The organism is uncultured Abyssibacter sp., from assembly GCF_964000955.1.
GTDB lineage: Bacteria > Pseudomonadota > Gammaproteobacteria > Nevskiales > OUC007 > Abyssibacter.
The window spans coordinates 1-17954 of record NZ_CAXFCL010000024.1; the positions used below are offsets into that span (position 1 = coordinate 1).

Genomic DNA, 17954 nt, shown 5'->3' on the forward strand with positions numbered 1-17954 from the left:
GGTCCAGGAACTGCAGGCCGCGGTTGGTGTATTTCTTGGCGATGGAGATCACCAGGCGCAGGTTGGCCTCGACCATTTCCTTCTTGGCGCGACGGGCCTTGGCCTCGCCCAGCGACATCTTCTTGTAGATCTCGCGGATTTCCTCGACGGTCAACATGGTGTCGACTTCCATCTGGCCCATGCGGGCCATGATGCGACCGAGGTCTTCGGCGTGCTGGTTGATGCCGGAGGAGTACTTGCGCTTGGCGCGCACCAGTTTCTCGACCCAGGCCTCGTTGGTGAGGTTGCCCGGGAAGCTGTCGATGAACGTCTTGCGCGGCATGCCGGCGCGGTTGACGCAGATGTCCAGAATCTCGCGCTCGGCGGCGCGGATCTTCTCGATGGCCTCGCGCAGATTGCCGGTCAACTGGTCGGTGGTGCGCGGCGTGAGCTTGAAGCGCATGAATTCATGCGACAGCTTTTCGCGCGCGGCCTGGGTATCCGGATGCCCGGTGCCTTTGGTTTCCAGCAGCTTGACGACGGTGTCGAAGTAACCCTGCAGGTTCTCGAACGCGATCCGGCACTCTTCCGGGTCCGGACCGGTGTCGACAGGCTTGTCGTTGCTGTCGTCATCGTCGTCGTCATCCGCGTCGCCGTCATCGTCGCCGTCGCTGTCGTCGGCGGAGTCGGTGGTTTCCTCTTCGGGCTCGTCGGCCACGACCGGATCGCCGGTTTCCGGATCGACGAAACCAACCATGAAGTCGGTCAGGCGGCGTTCGCCGTCGGCGACCTTCTGCCATTCCTCCAGCAGGATGGCGACCGTCTCCGGGTGGAAGGCCAGTGCGTACATCGCTTCGGCCAGGCCTTCCTCGATGCGCTTGGCGATGCGGATTTCGCCCTGGCGGTCCAGCAGTTCCACCGTGCCCATCTCGCGCATGTACATGCGCACGGGGTCGGTGGTGCGACCCAGCTCGGAATCCAGCGCGGCCAGCGTGGCGGCGGCTTCCTCGGCGGCGTCGTCATCGTCCTCGTCGTCGGTGACGGGAGCGTCGGCCATCATGAGCTGGTCTTCGTCCGGTGCTTCTTCGTGCACCGTGATGCCCATGTCGGCGATCATGTTGACGATGTCTTCGATCTGCTCCGGATCGACGATGTCGTCCGGCAGGTGATCGTTGACTTCGGCGTAGGTCAGATAGCCCTTCTCTTTACCACGGGCGATCAACGCTTTGAGCTGAGATTGCTTCTCGACGGTCATAGGAAACGGTCTTGAAAAGTAGGAAGCCGGCGCAGAGACGCCGGCAGAACACGCCATTTTACTAAGCCGGTACCAGCTTAGGCAAGGTGAGGCAAGGTCTGCCGTTCAAAACATTTGGACCGGCGACGGATCGAATCGATCCCGTCCGGTCGCGGGTGTCGGCGACATTGCGGCCAAGCGCTCGCAGGTTCAGATTGACTCAGTGCCGTGGCACTACACGTTTTCAAGGCCCGATCGGCATCGAGGTTGTGGTGTTGCACCACTGCGAATCGTCGTCGCATAGCCTGGGCGCCCTGACGCGGACCTCTATATGGTGCGCCTTCGCGGCGGTTCAAGGGGTGGTTCGCAAAGAATCGTTTCAGCGCTGGTAAGCGGCCCGCAGTTCGTCCCGTTCCGCCTGCGTCAGTTCACGGGTGCCTGAAAGTGCGCTGAGCTCCTGAATCCGTCGCCGGGCGTTGTCCTGGGTGATCAGCCCGAGCGCCTCCTGGAAGTCCGCCTTCGGGTCGAAGCCGGCCGGGACGGCGTCGCCGTTCAGCACGTCCTCCAGCGTCGCCTCATCCGGCTCGCCCCGCAGTCGTTCCAGGTACTGGGCAGCGGTGAGCGATGGTTTCGCGGCGAAGGCGTGGATCAACTGTTCCAGGAACTGCTGATCCGGCGCGTCGGCCAGGCGGGGGATCGACGGCAGTTCGGCGGCGAGTCCCGGCTGCTCCAGCAGGGCGCGGGCGGCGCGCCGGACTTTCGGGCTGAGCGTCGGCGGTTCGTGTTCGTCGACCGATTGCGGTTCGGGTGGTGGGGGAAGAGGAGGGCGCATCGGCGGCGCCGAGGTCATGTCGTGAATATCGAAGCCGACGATCTCGGAGACCTGCTGCTCCAGTCCCTTGCGAAACGCGCCGGGCGCCAGCGCTTCGAGATGCGGTTTCGCCAGCGCGACCAGCCGCGCCCGGCCGTCGACGGAGGACAGGTCCACCTGTTCGGTCAGCCGGTTGAGCAGGAAGCTGGACAGGGGTTCGGCACCGGCGACACGTGCGTTGAAGGCGTCGGCGCCTTCCTTGCGCACCAGCGTGTCCGGGTCCTCGCCGTCGGGCAGGAACAGCAGGCGGATTTCGCGACCGTCGCGCATGGCGGGCAATGCCCGCTCGACGGCACGCCAGCCGGCCTCGCGTCCCGCGCGGTCGCCATCGAAGCACAGCACGATCCGCGACGTGGAGCGGAACATCAGGTTGATGTGGTCGGTGGTCGTGGCCGTGCCCAGCGTGGCTACCGCGCAGTGGATGCCGAACTGCGACAGGGCGACGACGTCCATGTAGCCCTCGACGACCAGCAGATGCGGCAGTTCCTTGCTGGCCTGCCGGGCCTCGTACAGGCCGTAGAGCTGGGTGCCCTTGTGGAACACCGGCGTTTCCGGTGAGTTCAGGTACTTGGGTTTTTCGTCACCGAAGGCGCGGCCGCCAAAGCCGATCACCCGGCCGCGCAGGTCGCGGATGGGGAAGGTCACGCGATCGCGAAACCGGTCGTAGGCCCGGCCGTCATCCTTGCGGATCGCCAGGCCGGCCTGCACGGCGATGCGGGTGTCGGCGATGGCGTCGACCACGGTTTGCCACGCCGCCGGCGCGTAACCGATGCCGAAGCGCTTGGCGGTACGGCCGTCCAGACCGCGGCTCTTCAGGTAGTCGATGGCCTTGTCGGAGCCTCGGAGCGAGTGGGCGAAGATGCCCTGGGCGGTGTTCAGCGCTTCCCAGATCTTCGGGTCGATCCGCGGCCCGGAATCGGCGGCGTCCTGCGGAATCTCGACGCCGGCCATGCGCGCCAGTTCCTCCACGGCGTCACGGAATTCAAGGCGGTCGTACTCCATCAGGAAGCTGATCGCCGTGCCGTGCGCGCCGCAGCCGAAGCAGTGATAGAACTGCTTGGTCGGCGAGACGGTGAAACTGGGCGACTTCTCGTCGTGGAACGGGCAGCACGCCGCGTACTCGCTGCCCTGCCGCTTGAGCGACACGCGACCGTCGATCAGCTGGACGATATCCGTCCGCGCCAGCAGATCATCGATGAAGTTTTGCGGGATTCGGGCCATGGCGAGCCGGCCGGCAATCAGAGCAGGGCTTCGATGTCCTTGCGCAGCGACGCCGGCTTGTCGGTCGGCGCGTAGCGCTTCACGACCTCGCCCTTGGGGTCGACCAGAAACTTGGTGAAGTTCCACTTGATCCCCTTGGAGCCCATCACGCCCGGCCTGGCCGTCTTCAGGCTCTGGTAAAGCGGATGCGCATTGGGGCCGTTCACCTCGATCTTGGCGAACATCGGGAAGCTGACGTCATAGGTCAGCGAGCAGAAGTTCTTGATCTCGTTCTCGTCACCGGGTTCCTGGTGACCGAACTGGTCGCAGGGAAAGCCCAGCACGGCGAAATCGCGGTCCTTGTACTCCTGGTACAGGGCTTCGAGGCCCTCGTACTGCGGAGTGAACCCGCACTTGCTGGCGGTGTTGACGATCAGCAGCGTCTTGCCGGCATAGTCGCCGAGCGACTGCTCCTGACCGTCGATGGTCTTTGCGGAATGCGTATGAATGCTCACGGGCGGCGACTCATCGGTTCGGGGCGAACGGGGAGTCTAGCGCGCCGCGGTTCGCGGTCACTAATCCTCTGAGGACGCGACCTCGGGTGGGACGATGCAACTGGCGACAGGCGTGGCCTCGCAATCGCACGCCGGGAGCGCAGGGAGCGTGCAGGACACCTCCGTGACCTCCGCCGTGCAGACCTTGGAACAATGGGCTGTCAGGCTGTCAGGCTGTCGCCACAACTACAGGCCGGGAGGGTGGGCTCCACGCATGCAATTTCGACGACCGGAGCCCCGCACACGTTCGAGCAGTGACTGGCGGTGACCTTCGGTTCCCCGTCGCTTGATTTGGGGCGAATGCCGCCAAGGGTGATGTCGTCGACGACGAGTAGTGTGCGAGCAAGAGTGCGGTCTGAAGGCGAGCGGCAATCCACAGCCCCATCGTAGTCGGGGCAATTGTATGTGGTCATGGTGCCGCTCAGTGAGGAGCATGCGCCAAGCAATATGACTGTACTTAGGATGCCGATGGTCCTCATATGCGGCTACCTCCGTTCCTGATATTGCGATTCTCGCTCGTCCGTTTCAGTCGTCCGTGCCAGGGCTGACCGCGGGTGGATCGCTGGCCGGGAAGGATTCCCTGCCGGCTTCGTCGATCAGTTTGTCTTCGTGTTCCTTCGGAGTCTCGTCCTTGCGGTCCTCGGGCTCCGGTACGTTTTCGTTCTGGGTGCCAGGGTTCATGCAACCTCCACCTGGGGAAACTCCGGTTGCACTATACGCTCCCGCGGAACGTTGATCTCCCGCCCGCGGGAACGCATCTAGTTCAACCGGACAGTTTTGCCTTGATCTGACCCGACAGCGCGGACATGTCGGCACGGCCGGCGACCTTGGGCTTGAGGTAGCCCATGACCTTGCCCATGTCGCGCATGGATTCGGCGCCGGTGCTGGCCATGGCCTCGTCGATCAGCGCGGCCAGTTCCTCGTCGCCAAGCTGCTCCGGCAAGTACTCGGCCAGCATGGCGGCTTCGGCGGCTTCCTGGTCGGCGAGATCGTTGCGGTCGCCGTCGCGGTACTGCGCTTCGGCCTCGCGGCGCTGCTTGACCAGCTTCTCGACGATGGCGATCACGTCGTCGTCGGTCAGTTCGATGCGTTCGTCCACCTCGCGCTGTTTCATCGCGGCGGTGAGCATGCGAATGGTCGTCAGGCGCTCCTTGTCCTTCTCGCGCATGGCGGTCTTCATGTCGGCGGTGATGCGTTCCTTCAGGGCGGACATGGGGTGTTCCTCGTTCGGTTCGGGGGCTTCAAAACAAAACTAGCGGCCGCAGCCGCTAGTTGAGTACGCAATGTCAGGCGCCAATGGCTGCCTGGATACCGCCTCTAGTACAGGCGGGTCCGGCGCGCCGTCTCGCGGGACAGCTTCTTGGCATGGCGCTTTACAGCAGCCGCCTTCTTGCGCTTGCGTTCCTGGCTGGGCTTCTCGAAGAACTCACGCTTGCGCACGTCGGACAGCACACCGGCCTTTTCGCAGGTGCGCTTGAAGCGGCGCAGAGCAACTTCGAAAGGCTCGTTTTCTTTGACGCGAACGCTAGGCATGTTGAGATCAGCTCCGTGGCCTATCCTGGGAGGCTTGGCAAAAAGGGACGCGGATTCTAATGGCGGGGCGCGTGATTTTCAACGACAAATTTACATTGCCGTCAAAGCACGGATAATCCGGCCTCTTCCCGCGTTCCCTCAAGGCTTTCGCGGTTGCTCGAACCCCCACCCAACCTGACGACTTGACCACCGTACTCGGCATCGAAACCTCCTGCGACGAAACCGGCGTGGCTGTCTACGACACGCGGCGCGGTTTGCTGGGCGAGGCGCTGTACAGCCAGATCAGGCTGCATGCCGAGCACGGCGGCGTGGTGCCGGAACTGGCCTCGCGGGATCACGTCCGGCGACTGTCCGGGCTGGTCGACGAGGTGTTGGCCCAGGCGGAGCTGCTCCGGACCGATGTCATTGCCTATACGGCGGGGCCTGGCCTGATCGGGGCGCTGATGGTCGGTGCCTCGTTCGCGACCGGTCTGGCAACTGCATGGGACGTTCCGGTGGTGCCGGTGCATCACATGGAAGGCCACCTGCTCGCGCCGCTGATGAGCGGCGAGGCGCCGGCCTTTCCGTTTGTCGCGCTGCTGGTCTCCGGCGGGCACACGCTGCTGGTGCGGGTCGACGGCATCGGCCGCTACACCCTGCTGGGGCAGACCCGGGACGATGCGGTCGGCGAGGCCTTCGACAAGACCGCCAAGCTGCTCGGCCTGGATTATCCCGGTGGCCCAGCCGTCGCGAGGCTGGCCGAGTCTGGCGATCCGGGCCGGTTCCGCCTGCCGCGCCCGATGCTGGACAAGCCGGGTCTGGACTTCTCCTTTTCCGGGCTCAAGACCGCGGTCTATCTGCTGGCGCAGGACGAACCGGACGCCGGACCCGACATCGCACGCGCCTTCGAGGAGGCGGTGGTCGAGACGCTGGCGACCAAATGCGCCCGGGCGCTGGATGCGGCGGGCTGCCAGGACTTGCTGATCGCCGGAGGTGTGGCCGCCAACCGGAGGTTGCGTGCGGCCCTGTCCGCGTTGCCCGGCGTACGACTGCACACGCCACCGTTGAATCTGTGCACCGACAACGGCGCGATGATCGCGCACGCCGGCGCGCTGCGAGTCAGCGATGCGATTGCCCGTCCGACCGCGATGTCCGCTCGCGCCCGCTGGCCGCTCGATACACTGGCGCCGCCCGCCGGGGCCAGCACCTGACCTCTCACTCCTTGCACCGCACCGAGCACCCATGGACCTGATCTACCTGCGCGATCTGCGCATCGAGACCGTCATCGGCATCTTCGACTGGGAGCGCGAGATTCGGCAGACCGTCGTGATCGATCTCGAGATGGGCACCGATATTCGCCGAGCGGCGGAAACCGATGCCATTGACCACACGCTGGACTACAAGTCGGTGGCGAAACGCATCATCGGATTTGTCGAGGAAGCGAAATTCGAACTGGTGGAGACGCTGACCGACCGCATCGCCCGGATCATCATCACCGAGTTCGCCGTGCCCTACGTCAAGGTCACCGTGAACAAGCAGGGCGCGGTGCGCGGCTCGCGGGATGTCGGCGTCATCATCGAGCGTCGCCCGGAGGACTATGCCGATGGCTGAGGTGTTCATCGGTGCCGGGAGCAACGAGAACGCGGAAGAGAATCTCGCCCGGGGCGTACGGCTGCTGCGGGAGCGGTTCGGGGCGGTGAGCTGTTCTCCGGTGTACCGGAATCCGGCCGTCGGGTTCGCCGGCGATGATTTTCTGAATTTCGTGATTCGCCTGGCGACTGACGAACCGATGGCCGGGGTGATGCGCGATCTGCGCGAGATCGAGGATCGCTGCGGCCGTGATCGCGGCGGGCCGAAGTTCAGCCCGAGAACGCTGGACCTCGATTTGCTGCTGTACGGGGATTACGTGTCGGATGATCCGGCGGTGGATGTGCCGCGCGACGAGATCCTGAAATACGCGTTCGTGCTGAAGCCGCTGGCCGATCTTGCTCCGGAGCAGCGACACCCGGTCGACGGGCAAACCTACGCGGCGTTGTGGCGCGCCATGGCGCAGTCCGGCCCCGCAGCGCTGACGCGAGTCGACTGGACGCCGGAGCAAGCGCCGGTTTAGCCCGCCATCCTCTGCGCGAATGCGTGGAGGCTTTCGACGCAGCGTACGCCGCTGAGCGCATCACCATGCTCTGCCTCGGTCGCCGCGCCGTGACCGGTGCGAACCAGCACCGGCCGGGTGCCGGCCGAGCGGGCGGCCTGCACGTCGTTCCATTCATCGCCCAGCACCGCGATGGTTTCGGCATCGATCTGCATCCGTCGGGCGATGTCCTGGATCAGCGCAGCCTTGCCCGCCTGGCGGTCCTCGGCGTCGGAATGCGGATTGAAGGCGATGGCGTCGAAGCGGCCACCGAACTGGCTCACGGCGTCCTGCATGCGTTGATGAATCGCGAACAAGTCGTCGTGCGTCAACTCGCCGCTGCCGAGCAATGGCTGATGGGTGACGACGCAGACGCGCACACCGCTCTGATTGAGTTGCGCCACGGCTTCCAGGCTGCCGGGGATGGGGCGCCAGTCCGCCGGGCGGCGAACGCCGCCGTCCACCGGTTCGTTGATGACGCCGTCGCGGCCGAGGATCACCAGTTTCATGGCCGACAGTGTAGCGCCGACCTGTCGCCGACGCTGCGGGTCAAACGGATCAGATCGACAGCGCCGCGATCTCCGCGACGGAGCTCAGCAGTGTGTCCAGATGGGTCAGTAGTCGCAGTCGGTTAGTCTGGGCGGCCGGATCCTTGACCATGACCATGACCTCGTCGAAGAAGGTATCCACCGGACCCTGTAACGAGGCGAGGTGGTTCAGGGCCGCGGTGTAGTCGGCGCGCTCGAGTTCGGCGGTGACGTCGGTTTCCACACGTCCCATCGCCTCGAACAGCGCGCGCTCCGCGTCTTCGGTGAACTTGGCCGGTTGCGGCGCGGATTCGTCGCCGCCGTTCTTCTTCAGGATGTTGCGCACGCGCTTGTGCGCGGCCGACAGGCTCTGCGCGGCGTCGGTGTCGCGGAATGCCTGCACGGCCTTCGCCCGGGCGTACAGGTCCAGCGGCTCGTACTCCTGGTCCATGTACGCCGCCTCGAAGGTATCCGGGCCGATGCCGCGATCGAGCAGCAGGCCCTTGAGGCGATCGTGAAAAAAGGCGAGCAGGGCGTCGAGCGTGTCGCTGTCGCCTTCGTCGTCGTGCGCGGTCAGGGCATCCCGGCAGACCGCCCGCAGATTCAGCGACAGCCCGGCTTCCAGGGTGATGCGCAGCACGCCCAGCGCGGCGCGGCGCAGACCCAGCGGGTCGCGGTCGCCGGTGGGGCGGTTGCCGAGCCGGAACTGGCCGGCTAGCGTGTCCAGCTTGTCCGCAAGCGCCAGAACCCGTCCGCCGGCGCTGGCCGGAATCGCATCCGACGGGCCTCGCGGCTGGTAGTGCTCGGCGATGGCCGCCGCGACCGCATCGGTTTCGCCCGCCGCCCGGGCGTAGTGGCCGCCCATGATGCCCTCGAGCTCGGTGAACTCGAACACCATGTCGGTGACCAGGTCGGCCTTGGCGAGTTCGGCCGCGCGGCGGGCGGTGTTCATGTCCGTGCCCAGCGACTCGGCGAGCCGGCCCGACAGCGTGACCAGCCGGTCGGATTTGTCGGCGTAGCTGCCCAGGCCCTTCTGGAAGGTGACCTTGTCCAGGCGCGGCAGATAGTCCGCCAGCGGTTGCTTGCGGTCCTTCTCCCAGAAGAACAGGGCGTCCTCCAGGCGCGGTCGCACCACGCGCTCGTTGCCGGCAATCACCTGCTTGATGTCCAGCGATTCCACATTGGCGACGGTGACGAACTGCGGCAGCAGCGTGCCCTCGCCGTCGCGGACCGGAAAGTAGCGCTGGTGGCTTTCGATGGTGGTGATCAGCACTTCCGGCGGCATGGCCATGAAGCGTGCGTCGATGCCCCCCGAGATCGCCACCGGCCATTCAACCAGCGCGGTCACTTCGTCCAGCAGGTCGGCGTCGAGTTGCGCGGTGCCGCCGGCGCGCTCCGCGGTGCGGGTCACCTGCTGCTTCACGATCTTGCGGCGCTCCTCGAATGAGGCGATGACCTGATGATCGAACAGGGTGATTTCGTAGTCGGATGCCGCGGCCAGCGCGACCGGCTCCGGCGCGTGGAAGCGATGCGCCGAGGTCGTCCGGTCGGCGACGAGGCCGAACAATTGGACCGGGATCACCGTCTCGCCGTGGAGGCAGACCATCCACTGCACCGGGCGCAGGAAGCTCTCGTCCAGGTCGCCCCAGCGCATGCGCTTGGGCGTCGTCAGCTTGTGGATCGACTCGACGATCAGCGCGGGGAGGACCTCGCCCAGCGGCTTGCCGGTCTCCCGCCCGCGAAAGACGTAGTACGGACCCTTGTCGGTTTCGAGGGTCTCAAGCGCGTCGACATCGACGCCACAGGAGCGGGCGAAGCCGGCGACGGCCTTGTCCGGCGCCTTGGTCGACGGGCCGCGGCGCTCGATATCGCGATCGGGCTGGCGGTCGGCGACTTCGCGGATCAGTACGGCCAGGCGGCGCGGTGTCGCGAACACGCGCGCGTCACCCTGCTCGATGCCGAGTTCGCGCAGGCCGTCGCTCAGACGCTGGCCGAGTTCGGCGGCCATGGATTGCAGCGGGCCGGGCGGCAGCTCCTCGCAGCCGAGTTCAAACAACAGATCTGATGTCATGGGGGTATGCAGCGGGTTCAGGCGGCGTCGGCGGCTTGTTGCAGCATCGGGAAGCCCAGCGCCTCACGAGCCTCGTAGTAGACCCGGGCGACATCACGGGCCATGGCGCGCACGCGCAGGATCACGTTCTGGCGCTCGGTGACCGAGATTGCCTTGCGCGCGTCCAGCAGGTTGAACAGGTGGCTGGCCTTGAGCATCTGCTCGTAGGCCGGCAGCGGGAGCCTGGCCTCGACCAGCCGGCCGCAGGCGGCCTCGCACTCGGCGAACTGGGTGAACAAGGCGTCGGTGTTGGCGTGCTCGAAGTTGTAGGTCGACTGTTCCACCTCGTTCTGGTGAAACACGTCGCCATAGGTCACGGTGCCGTTCGGGGTTTCGGCCCAGACGAGGTCGTACACCGATTCCACGTCCTGCAGGTACATCGCCAGGCGTTCGAGGCCGTAGGTGATCTCGCCCGCCACGGGCTTGCATTCGATGCCGCCGCATTGCTGGAAGTAGGTGAACTGCGTGACTTCCATGCCGTTGAGCCAGACCTCCCAGCCCAGGCCCCAGGCGCCCAGCGTCGGCGACTCCCAGTTGTCCTCGACAAAGCGGATGTCGTGGACCAGCGGGTCAACGCCCAGCTCGACCAGGGAATCCAGGTAGAGCTGCTGGAAGTCGGGTGGTGACGGCTTCATCAACACCTGGAACTGGTAGTAGTGCTGGAGGCGATTCGGGTTGTCACCGTAGCGGCCGTCGGTGGGGCGACGCGACGGTTGCACGTAGGCGGTGTTCCATGGTTCGGGGCCAATCGCCCTCAGAAACGTGGCCCAGTGAAACGTTCCGGCGCCCACTTCCATGTCCAGTGGCTGGACGATCACGCAGCCCCGGGTTGCCCAGTAGTTCTGGAGGCGTAGGATCAGGTCCTGAAAGGTCAGCCGTTGCATGCGACGGGTTTGATTCAGTGCAATCGAGAGCGCGCGAGTATACCGGCGCGGGCTCGGTTCTGTGCGCGGAATTGCCCCGTTCGTTGGCATAAATGCTGCTTTTCTTCGAACCCGGGCGCGATCATGGGGCGACCCCCTCAGCGCCGGTACCTACACATACAAATGTTGGAGAGGGTGGATGAAAGCCGAAGACGTTCTCAAGCTGATCAAGGACGAAGACGTCAAGTTTGTCGACTACCGCTTTGCCGATACGCGAGGCAAGGAGCAGCACGTCACGGTGCCGTCACACACCGTGGATGCCGACGAACTTGAAGGCGGGAAGATGTTCGATGGGTCCTCCATCGCCGGATGGAAGGGCATTAACGAATCGGACATGATCCTCATGCCCGACACCGAAACCGCGGTCATGGATCCGTTCTTCGAAGAATCGACCCTGATCATCCGCTGCGACGTGGTTGAGCCGTCCACCATGCAGGGTTACGAGCGCGACCCGCGCTCCCTGGCCAAGCGCGCCGAGGCCTACATGAAGTCCACCGGTATCGGTGACACGGCGTTCTTCGGCCCGGAAAACGAATTCTTCGTGTTCGACGACGTGAAGTTCGGCGCCGAGATGAAGGGTGCGTTCTACTCGATCGACGCCGAGGAAGGCAGCTGGAACTCGGCCAAGGTCTACGAAGACGGCAACATGGGCCACCGCCCGGGCGTCAAGGGTGGTTACTTCCCGGTCCCGCCGGTGGACTCGCTGCAGGATCTGCGTTCGGCCATGTGCCTGGCGCTGGAAGACATGGGCATCCCGACCGAAGTGCATCACCACGAGGTGGCCACGGCCGGTCAGTGCGAAATCGGCGTCAAGTTCAACACGCTGGTCAAAAAGGCTGACGAAGTGCTGGCGCTGAAGTATGCGATCCAGAACGTGGCGCACGCCTACGGCAAGACCGCGACGTTCATGCCCAAGCCGCTGGTCGGTGACAACGGCAACGGCATGCATGTCCACCAGTCCATCTCCAAGGACGGCGTGAACCTGTTCTCCGGCGACGGTGTTGGTGGCCTGTCCGAAACGGCGATCTACTACATCGGTGGCATCATCAAGCACGCCAAGGCGATCAATGCCTTTGCGAACGCCTCCACCAACAGCTACAAGCGTCTGGTCAAGGGCTTCGAGGCGCCGACCCTGCTGGCCTACTCGGCCCGCAACCGGTCCGCGTCGATCCGTATCCCTTACATCGCCAACCCGAAGGGTCGCCGTATTGAAGTCCGCTTCCCGGACTCCACCGCCAACCCGTACTTCGCGTTTGCGGCGATGCTGATGGCGGGTCTGGACGGCATCCAGAACAAGATCCATCCGGGCGACCCGATGGACAAGGATCTCTACGATCTGCCGCCGGAAGAGGAAGCCGCGATCCCGCAGGTTGCCTACAGCCTGGAGCAGGCGCTGGAGTCGCTGGACAATGACCGTGCATTCCTCACCGCTGGTGGCGTGTTCACCGACGACCTCATCGATGCCTACATCGAACTGAAGAACGAGGAAGTCACGCTGCTGAAGATGACCACGCATCCGGTCGAATTCGCGATGTACTACTCGCTGTAAGCAGGTCTTTTGGGCCGGGCGGGATGTTCCGCCTCGGCTTTGATCGGCCTGTTCCGGCCCCGCTGCTTCGGCGGGGCCGGAGCGTGCAAGCCCCGACCTGGTCGGGGCTTGTGCATTTGGGAGAGCGGGAAGGCATGTGCGGTCGGCGCGTTTGTCGCCCGGGGCATGCGGTCCGACCGATGCACCGGCTGTCGGGTGCGTCGTAGTGAGTATGATGCGGTGCAAGGAATCCCTGGGATCGGATCGGGTCCAAGCGGCATGAGCAAGCGAATTCTCAGTCTGGTTCTTCTGTGCGCGGTCCCGGCGGCCGGGATGGCTGGTGAGGTGTATCGCTACGTGGACGAGAGCGGTCGCGTTCACTACACCGATGAACCGCCGCCGGAGTACGAGCGCAGCGCCGAGCGACTGGATCTGGACGGTGTTCAGACCTATGACGCGGCCCGGAGTCCGGTCACGCCCGAGCCCCCGACGCGCGCCGAGAAGGATGAAGCGTCGTCGCGATACGAGACGGTCGCGCTTGTTCGGCCGCGGTCCGAGGAGACCATCCGGGATCCCAGTCACACGCTCACTGTTTCGGTGCGCCTGACACCGGCGTTGCGCACCAAGGCGGGGCATCGCCTGCAGTATTTTCTCGACGGCAGGCCGGTTGGCTCGCCGACGACGTCCACCAGCCGGACACTGACCGATGTCTTCCGGGGCACGCACTCGGTTCAGGTGGTCGTCACCGACAAGAACGGCCGCCAGATCGGCCAGACGGGCACCCGCACGGTGTTCATGAAACCCCCGACCGTGAGCCGATAGGCTCGCGTCCACCACGGCAGCGGGGCGCACTATAATGGTGCGCAACCATGGCGTGTTCATTGCGTTGAATCCCATATGTTGTCGCTTGGTGCAACTTCCCCAAAATTGGGCACGATCCTCGATGGTCTGAGCACGGCGGTGGTCTGCCTGGACGAGGATCTGCGTGTCGTCTTTGTCAACGCCGCCGCGGAGATGCTGTTCGGTGTCGGTGCCCGCCATGTGCTGGGCGAGCCCGTGACGGCCGGCATTCCGCATCTGGCGCCGCTGGAGGCGCGCTGCCAGGAGGTCATCGAGCTGGGCGCTCCGATGATCGAACGCGAGCTGGCGCTCAAGCGCAGCGATACCGATGCCATCATCGTTGACTGCACGTTTTCGCCGCTGGCGGATTCGAAGCGTCGTGCCCTGTTGCTGCTGGAATTCTTTCGTTTGGAGCGCCATATGCGCATTTCGCGCGACGAGCAGACCCTGGCGCATCAAAAGCTGAATCGCGAGATCGTTCGCGGATTGGCTCACGAGATCAAGAATCCCCTGGGCGGCCTGCGCGGCGCCGCGCAGTTGCTCGAGCGGGAACTGCCCGATCAGGGACTGAGCGAATTCACGCGCATCATCATCCGGGAGGCGGATCGCCTGCAGCGTCTCGTCGATCAGATGCTGGGGCCATCGCGGCGTCCCCAGCCCACGGAACTGAACATTCACGAAGTGCTGGAACATGTCCGGCAACTGGTTGAGATCGATGGCCTGCACGACATCATCATCGTCCGTGACTACGACCCCAGCCTGCCCAACGTCTATGGCGACCGAGAGCAGCTGATTCAGGTGTTTCTGAACATTCTCCGCAATGCTGTGCAGGCGCTCGACGCCACCGCCGTGCGCTGCGGCACCATCTTCATCCGCTCCCGCGCGCGACGGCAGTTCACGATCGGCGCGACGCGGCATCGCCTTGTGGCCCAGGTCGATATCGAGGACAACGGGCCTGGTATCGATCAGGACATGATCGACAAGATTTTCTACCCCCTGGTGACCTCCCGCGCGGACGGAACCGGACTTGGCCTGTCAATTGCTCAGTATCTGGTCCAGAACCACGGGGGATTCATCGAATGCAGCAGTCGGCGGGGGCGTACGGTGTTTTCCGTATTTCTCCCGATATCGTCGGAGGGCCGAGAAACGTGAAGGCATGGATTGTCGACGATGACGAATCAATTCGCTGGGTGCTGCAACGCGCACTCGGCGCACACGATGTGGACGTCAAGAGCTTTCCCGGCGGTGTGGAGATGCTGGACGAACTGGAGTCGGATTCTCCGGACGTTCTGCTGACCGACATCCGCATGCCCGGCATCGACGGGCTGAAGCTGCTGGAGCGGGTCAAGGCCAGCGCGCCGGAACTGCCGATCATCATCATGACCGCGCACTCCGACCTGGATAGCGCGGTGGCGGCCTATCGCAAGGGAGCCTTTGAATATCTGCCCAAGCCGTTCGACGTGGATGACGCGGTCGAGCTGGTGCAGCGCGCGGCGCGGATCGCCGGTGAGTCGCAGGCGGAAGGGCTGGATGCCGAGCAGCGCGATGCCATCATCGTCGGCGAGGCGCCTGCGATGCAGGAGGTCTTTCGAGCCATCGGCCGGCTGACTCGTTCGCAGATCACGGTGATGATCACCGGGGAGTCCGGAACCGGGAAGGAACTGGTCGCGCGCGCCCTGCACGAACACAGCCCCCGGGCGGGAAAACCGTTCATTGCGGTCAATACGGCCGCAATCCCGAAAGATTTGATGGAATCCGAATTTTTCGGTCACGAAAAAGGGGCGTTCACCGGTGCAACCGCGCTGCGCCGTGGTCGCTTCGAGCAGGCCCACGGCGGCACCCTGTTCCTGGACGAAATCGGCGACATGCCGGCGGATCTTCAGACGCGCCTGCTGCGTGTGCTGTCCGATGGTGAGTTCTACCGCGTGGGCGGTCACATTCCGGTGCGGGTCGATGTGCGCGTGATCGCGGCGACCAACCAGGACCTGGAATCGGCGGTCGACGCCGGCAAGTTCCGTGAGGATCTGTACCACCGCCTCAACGTGATTCGCGTGCGCATCCCGCCCCTGCGCGAACGCAAGACCGACCTCCTGCTGCTGATGACGCACTTCATGGCGCGTGCGGCGCGTGAGTTGGATGTGGAGCCGAAGCGCATCCTGCCGGATGCGATGACACGGCTTCAGGAGTTCGACTGGCCCGGCAACGTGCGCCAGGCGGAAAATGTCTGCCGCTGGATGACGGTCATGGCGCCGGGGCAGGACATCCACGCCGATGATCTGCCACCCGAGATTCTCGGCGCGACGCCGTCGACGTCGATCCGGTCGTCCGGCGGAGAGGAAGTCGCGCCGGTGTCGACCGCCGCGATATCCAGCGAACCCGTTGGAGCCTGGGATGCCCAGCTCGCGACCTGGGCCCGGCAGTCGCTGGCCGACGGGTCGGTGGGCGTGGCGCAGGACGCGCTGCTGAAACTGGAACAGACGCTGATGGACGTGGCGCTCGAACACAGTCACGGGCACAAGCAGGAAGCGGCGCGTCTGCTCGGTTGGGGGCGTAACACGCTGACCCGCAAGCTCAAGGAGCACGGGCGGCCCGACTAGAAGGGCCTGTTGACCCGATTCAGGTCGCCGCGCTTATCCCAGCGTGGTGTCCAGAAACATCATCACGACCATCCCGGTCATCAACGCGAATGTTGCGGGTGTCTCGAACCCGCGTCGATGCGTTTCCGGGATGATTTCGTCGCTGATGATGTAGAGCATCGCCCCGGCGGCAGCGCCGAGCACGGATGGCAGCGCCAGCGTGGCCAGACCGCCGGCGGCGGCGCCGATTACGCCGCCAAGTGGTTCCGCCAGCCCTGTCAGCGCGCCCCAGCCGCAGGCCGACAGCCGGGAATACCCGATCGCCAGCAGCGAGACCGAAACCGCCAACCCCTCGGGGATGTTCTGCAACCCGATGCCGATCGCCAGCCCCATGCCGTTGCCGACATCCCCGGTGGCGAAACCGACGCCGACCGCCATGCCCTCCGGCAGGTTGTGCAGGGTAATCGCGATCACGAACAGCCAGATGCGCTTGATCTCGTGGCTGTCCGGTCCTTCGTGCCCGCCGATGAAGTGTTCGTGCGGCACATGCTCGTGCAGCATCCACAGGCCGATTGCGCCGATCAGCACGCCGGCGATCACCACCAGGGACGCCATGGTGCTGCTGCCGGTCACCTCGGTGGCCATGTCCAGACCCGGCAGGATTAGCGAGAAGAACGACGCCGCGAGCATGATGCCGGCGGCCGCGCTGAGCATGATGTCCTCCAGCTTGGGGGACAGTTGCTGGATGCCGAATACGGCCGCGGCGCCGATCGCCGTGCAGGCGCCGGCCACGGTGCTGCCCAGCACGCCGAGCCAGAACGGGTGTTCTAACCAGGTCTCGGTCACGGCGCCCTTCTCCAGCGGTTAGTCATGAGTTGGTAGCGTCCCGTGTTGCCGGCGTGACCGCAACTGCATCCTCGGTCTCGTCCGGCGTCTCGGCCGGACGGCCCAGCGCGCCACGGTCCAGCGCGAACAACTGGACGTTGGCGACCACCACGCGCTCCGATGGCGTGGATTCGGCGACCACCGAGCGCAGCTGCCGGAAATAGGCCAGATGCAGGCGGCGCAGCCGTTCGAGGTCGCGCTCCGACACCGAAAACACGTTGTAAGAGAACAGTCCGTCGGATTGGGCGCCGAGCTGCTCCAGCCCGGTTTGCGCCCAGAAGCGCTTGTTGCGAATGCCCAGCGTGCGATCCCGCCGCGTATCCAGGGCTTCGCTGCCCGATACGCGCCAGTGCCGGCCGTCCCAGGTGATTTGCCCGCCTGCGCTCAGCGCATCCAGGCAGTCCTGCTCCACGGCGTCGGGAACCCCAATCCGACGCGCGATCCAGCCGGTCCGATGTTCGGGCAGGTGCTCGTATTCACTGAGTTCCAGCGCCCGCAGCACGGCTTGTGTCCACGGCAGCGCGTAGGCGGCGCGGCGCTGCGCTTCGAGCTGGGCCCATGCGGGCGCCACGCTGGGCAGGCGGGCGATGGGCGCCGCGGCGGCCAGCCAGTCCAGCAGGCGCAGGCTCAGCGCTTCAATCAACGCGAGGAACGTTGGCAGGCGCGGCATGGTCTGGCCGGACAGCGCTCTGGATACGGCGAACCGGCTGAGACCGGCGCGGTCCGCGATCTCGTCAATCGGGGTGCGTCCACGCAGATCGCTCAGTGCGGCGACGATACCTTCCGGTGAATCCGGAGCGACATGGTCCAGCCATGCCGGCCGATTGCCGTGAAACGCCACCCAGATCGACTCCGCCGGCCGGCCGCCGAGTGCGGCGCATCGTAATGCTTCCACCGCGGTGGGAGACCGTCGGCCCGACTCCCAGGCGTAGGCGACGTTGCTGGTGTAGCCCAGGCGCCGGGACTGCGCAGGTTGCGATCGCCGGCCGCGCCAGCATCGCAGCAGTTCTCGGCTGACAGCCTGTGCGTCAAGGGCCTCGGGCATATGGCGAGAATGCACATGAAATCGCGTTAACGCCAGATGATA

General features: G+C 65.1%; 18 protein-coding genes. 7 read left to right on the plus strand and 11 right to left on the minus strand.

The features are described from left to right. The 6 genes from ABNS06_RS00765 to rpsU all read right to left on the minus strand — a co-directional run. Nucleotides 1–1234, minus strand: a 1234-nt coding sequence (locus ABNS06_RS00765; RefSeq protein WP_348671997.1) for an RNA polymerase sigma factor region1.1 domain-containing protein, incomplete at its 3' end; no start/stop codon positions are given. Nucleotides 1235–1592: 358 nt separating this feature from the next. After that, entirely contained in the window at nucleotides 1593–3305 is a 1713-nt protein-coding gene (gene dnaG / locus ABNS06_RS00770; RefSeq protein ID WP_348671999.1) for a DNA primase, read from the minus strand. Between the two features lie 17 nt (nucleotides 3306–3322). Further along, on the minus strand, nucleotides 3323–3799 hold the full coding sequence (locus ABNS06_RS00775; RefSeq protein WP_348672001.1) for a glutathione peroxidase: 477 nt from the start codon (nucleotides 3797–3799) through the stop codon (nucleotides 3323–3325). 564 nt (nucleotides 3800–4363) lie between these two features. After that, nucleotides 4364–4519 (minus strand): hypothetical protein, encoded by a 156-nt coding sequence (locus tag ABNS06_RS00780; RefSeq protein ID WP_348672002.1) that lies wholly within the window; start codon nucleotides 4517–4519, stop codon nucleotides 4364–4366. Nucleotides 4520–4601: 82 nt separating this feature from the next. Continuing rightward, nucleotides 4602–5051, minus strand: coding sequence for a GatB/YqeY domain-containing protein (locus ABNS06_RS00785; protein WP_348672003.1), 450 nt, complete (start codon nucleotides 5049–5051; stop codon nucleotides 4602–4604). Nucleotides 5052–5155: 104 nt separating this feature from the next. Then, nucleotides 5156–5371, minus strand: a complete 216-nt coding sequence (gene rpsU / locus ABNS06_RS00790) for a 30S ribosomal protein S21 (protein WP_291514928.1) — start codon at nucleotides 5369–5371, stop codon at nucleotides 5156–5158. Between the two features lie 182 nt (nucleotides 5372–5553). Between rpsU and tsaD the strand changes: the two genes are divergently transcribed. The 3 genes from tsaD to folK are packed head-to-tail and all read left to right on the plus strand — an operon-like array spanning nucleotide 5554 to nucleotide 7460. Continuing rightward, complete coding sequence (tsaD, locus tag ABNS06_RS00795; RefSeq protein ID WP_348672005.1) at nucleotides 5554–6561, plus strand: tRNA (adenosine(37)-N6)-threonylcarbamoyltransferase complex transferase subunit TsaD; 1008 nt, start codon at nucleotides 5554–5556, stop codon at nucleotides 6559–6561. A 31-nt stretch (nucleotides 6562–6592) separates the two neighbouring features. Next, nucleotides 6593–6961, plus strand: coding sequence for a dihydroneopterin aldolase (gene folB, locus ABNS06_RS00800; RefSeq protein WP_348672007.1), 369 nt, complete (start codon nucleotides 6593–6595; stop codon nucleotides 6959–6961). Further along, nucleotides 6954–7460, plus strand: coding sequence for a 2-amino-4-hydroxy-6-hydroxymethyldihydropteridine diphosphokinase (folK, locus tag ABNS06_RS00805; protein ID WP_348672009.1), 507 nt, complete (start codon nucleotides 6954–6956; stop codon nucleotides 7458–7460). The genes folB and folK overlap by 8 nt, the downstream gene beginning before the upstream one ends. Here the strand turns inward: folK and ABNS06_RS00810 are convergent. The 3 genes from ABNS06_RS00810 to glyQ are packed head-to-tail and all read right to left on the minus strand — an operon-like array spanning nucleotide 7457 to nucleotide 10999. Beyond that, nucleotides 7457–7987: an HAD-IIIA family hydrolase gene (locus ABNS06_RS00810; protein ID WP_348672010.1), complete on the minus strand. Its 531-nt coding sequence runs from the start codon at nucleotides 7985–7987 to the stop codon at nucleotides 7457–7459. The genes folK and ABNS06_RS00810 overlap by 4 nt on opposite strands. A gap of 49 nt (nucleotides 7988–8036) precedes the next feature. Continuing rightward, entirely contained in the window at nucleotides 8037–10076 is a 2040-nt protein-coding gene (gene glyS, locus ABNS06_RS00815; RefSeq protein ID WP_348672011.1) for a glycine--tRNA ligase subunit beta, read from the minus strand. A 17-nt stretch (nucleotides 10077–10093) separates the two neighbouring features. Beyond that, entirely contained in the window at nucleotides 10094–10999 is a 906-nt protein-coding gene (glyQ, locus tag ABNS06_RS00820; protein ID WP_348672012.1) for a glycine--tRNA ligase subunit alpha, read from the minus strand. Between the two features lie 178 nt (nucleotides 11000–11177). Between glyQ and glnA the strand changes: the two genes are divergently transcribed. The 4 genes from glnA to ntrC all read left to right on the plus strand — a co-directional run bounded on the left by glnA (nucleotide 11178) and on the right by ntrC (nucleotide 16003). Next, nucleotides 11178–12587, plus strand: coding sequence for a glutamate--ammonia ligase (glnA, locus tag ABNS06_RS00825; protein WP_348672014.1), 1410 nt, complete (start codon nucleotides 11178–11180; stop codon nucleotides 12585–12587). 258 nt (nucleotides 12588–12845) lie between these two features. Further along, nucleotides 12846–13388, plus strand: a complete 543-nt coding sequence (locus ABNS06_RS00830) for a DUF4124 domain-containing protein (RefSeq protein WP_348672015.1) — start codon at nucleotides 12846–12848, stop codon at nucleotides 13386–13388. Between the two features lie 105 nt (nucleotides 13389–13493). Then, entirely contained in the window at nucleotides 13494–14558 is a 1065-nt protein-coding gene (gene glnL, locus ABNS06_RS00835) for a nitrogen regulation protein NR(II) (RefSeq protein WP_348672017.1), read from the plus strand. Then, a complete protein-coding gene (gene ntrC / locus ABNS06_RS00840) occupies nucleotides 14555–16003 on the plus strand; it encodes a nitrogen regulation protein NR(I) (protein ID WP_348672019.1) in 1449 nt (482 codons plus the stop codon). Before glnL ends, ntrC begins: the two co-directional genes overlap by 4 nt. 33 nt (nucleotides 16004–16036) lie before the next feature. Here the strand turns inward: ntrC and ABNS06_RS00845 are convergent, their stop codons facing one another. Together ABNS06_RS00845 and ABNS06_RS00850 are read right to left on the minus strand one after the other, a co-directional pair. Beyond that, the gene (locus ABNS06_RS00845; RefSeq protein WP_348672021.1) at nucleotides 16037–16828 is read right to left on the minus strand and encodes a ZIP family metal transporter; all 792 of its coding nucleotides are present in this window, start codon (nucleotides 16826–16828) and stop codon (nucleotides 16037–16039) included. A 22-nt stretch (nucleotides 16829–16850) separates the two neighbouring features. After that, a complete protein-coding gene (locus ABNS06_RS00850) occupies nucleotides 16851–17912 on the minus strand; it encodes a DUF4423 domain-containing protein (RefSeq protein WP_348672022.1) in 1062 nt (353 codons plus the stop codon). Between the last annotated feature and the right edge of the window lie 42 nt (nucleotides 17913–17954).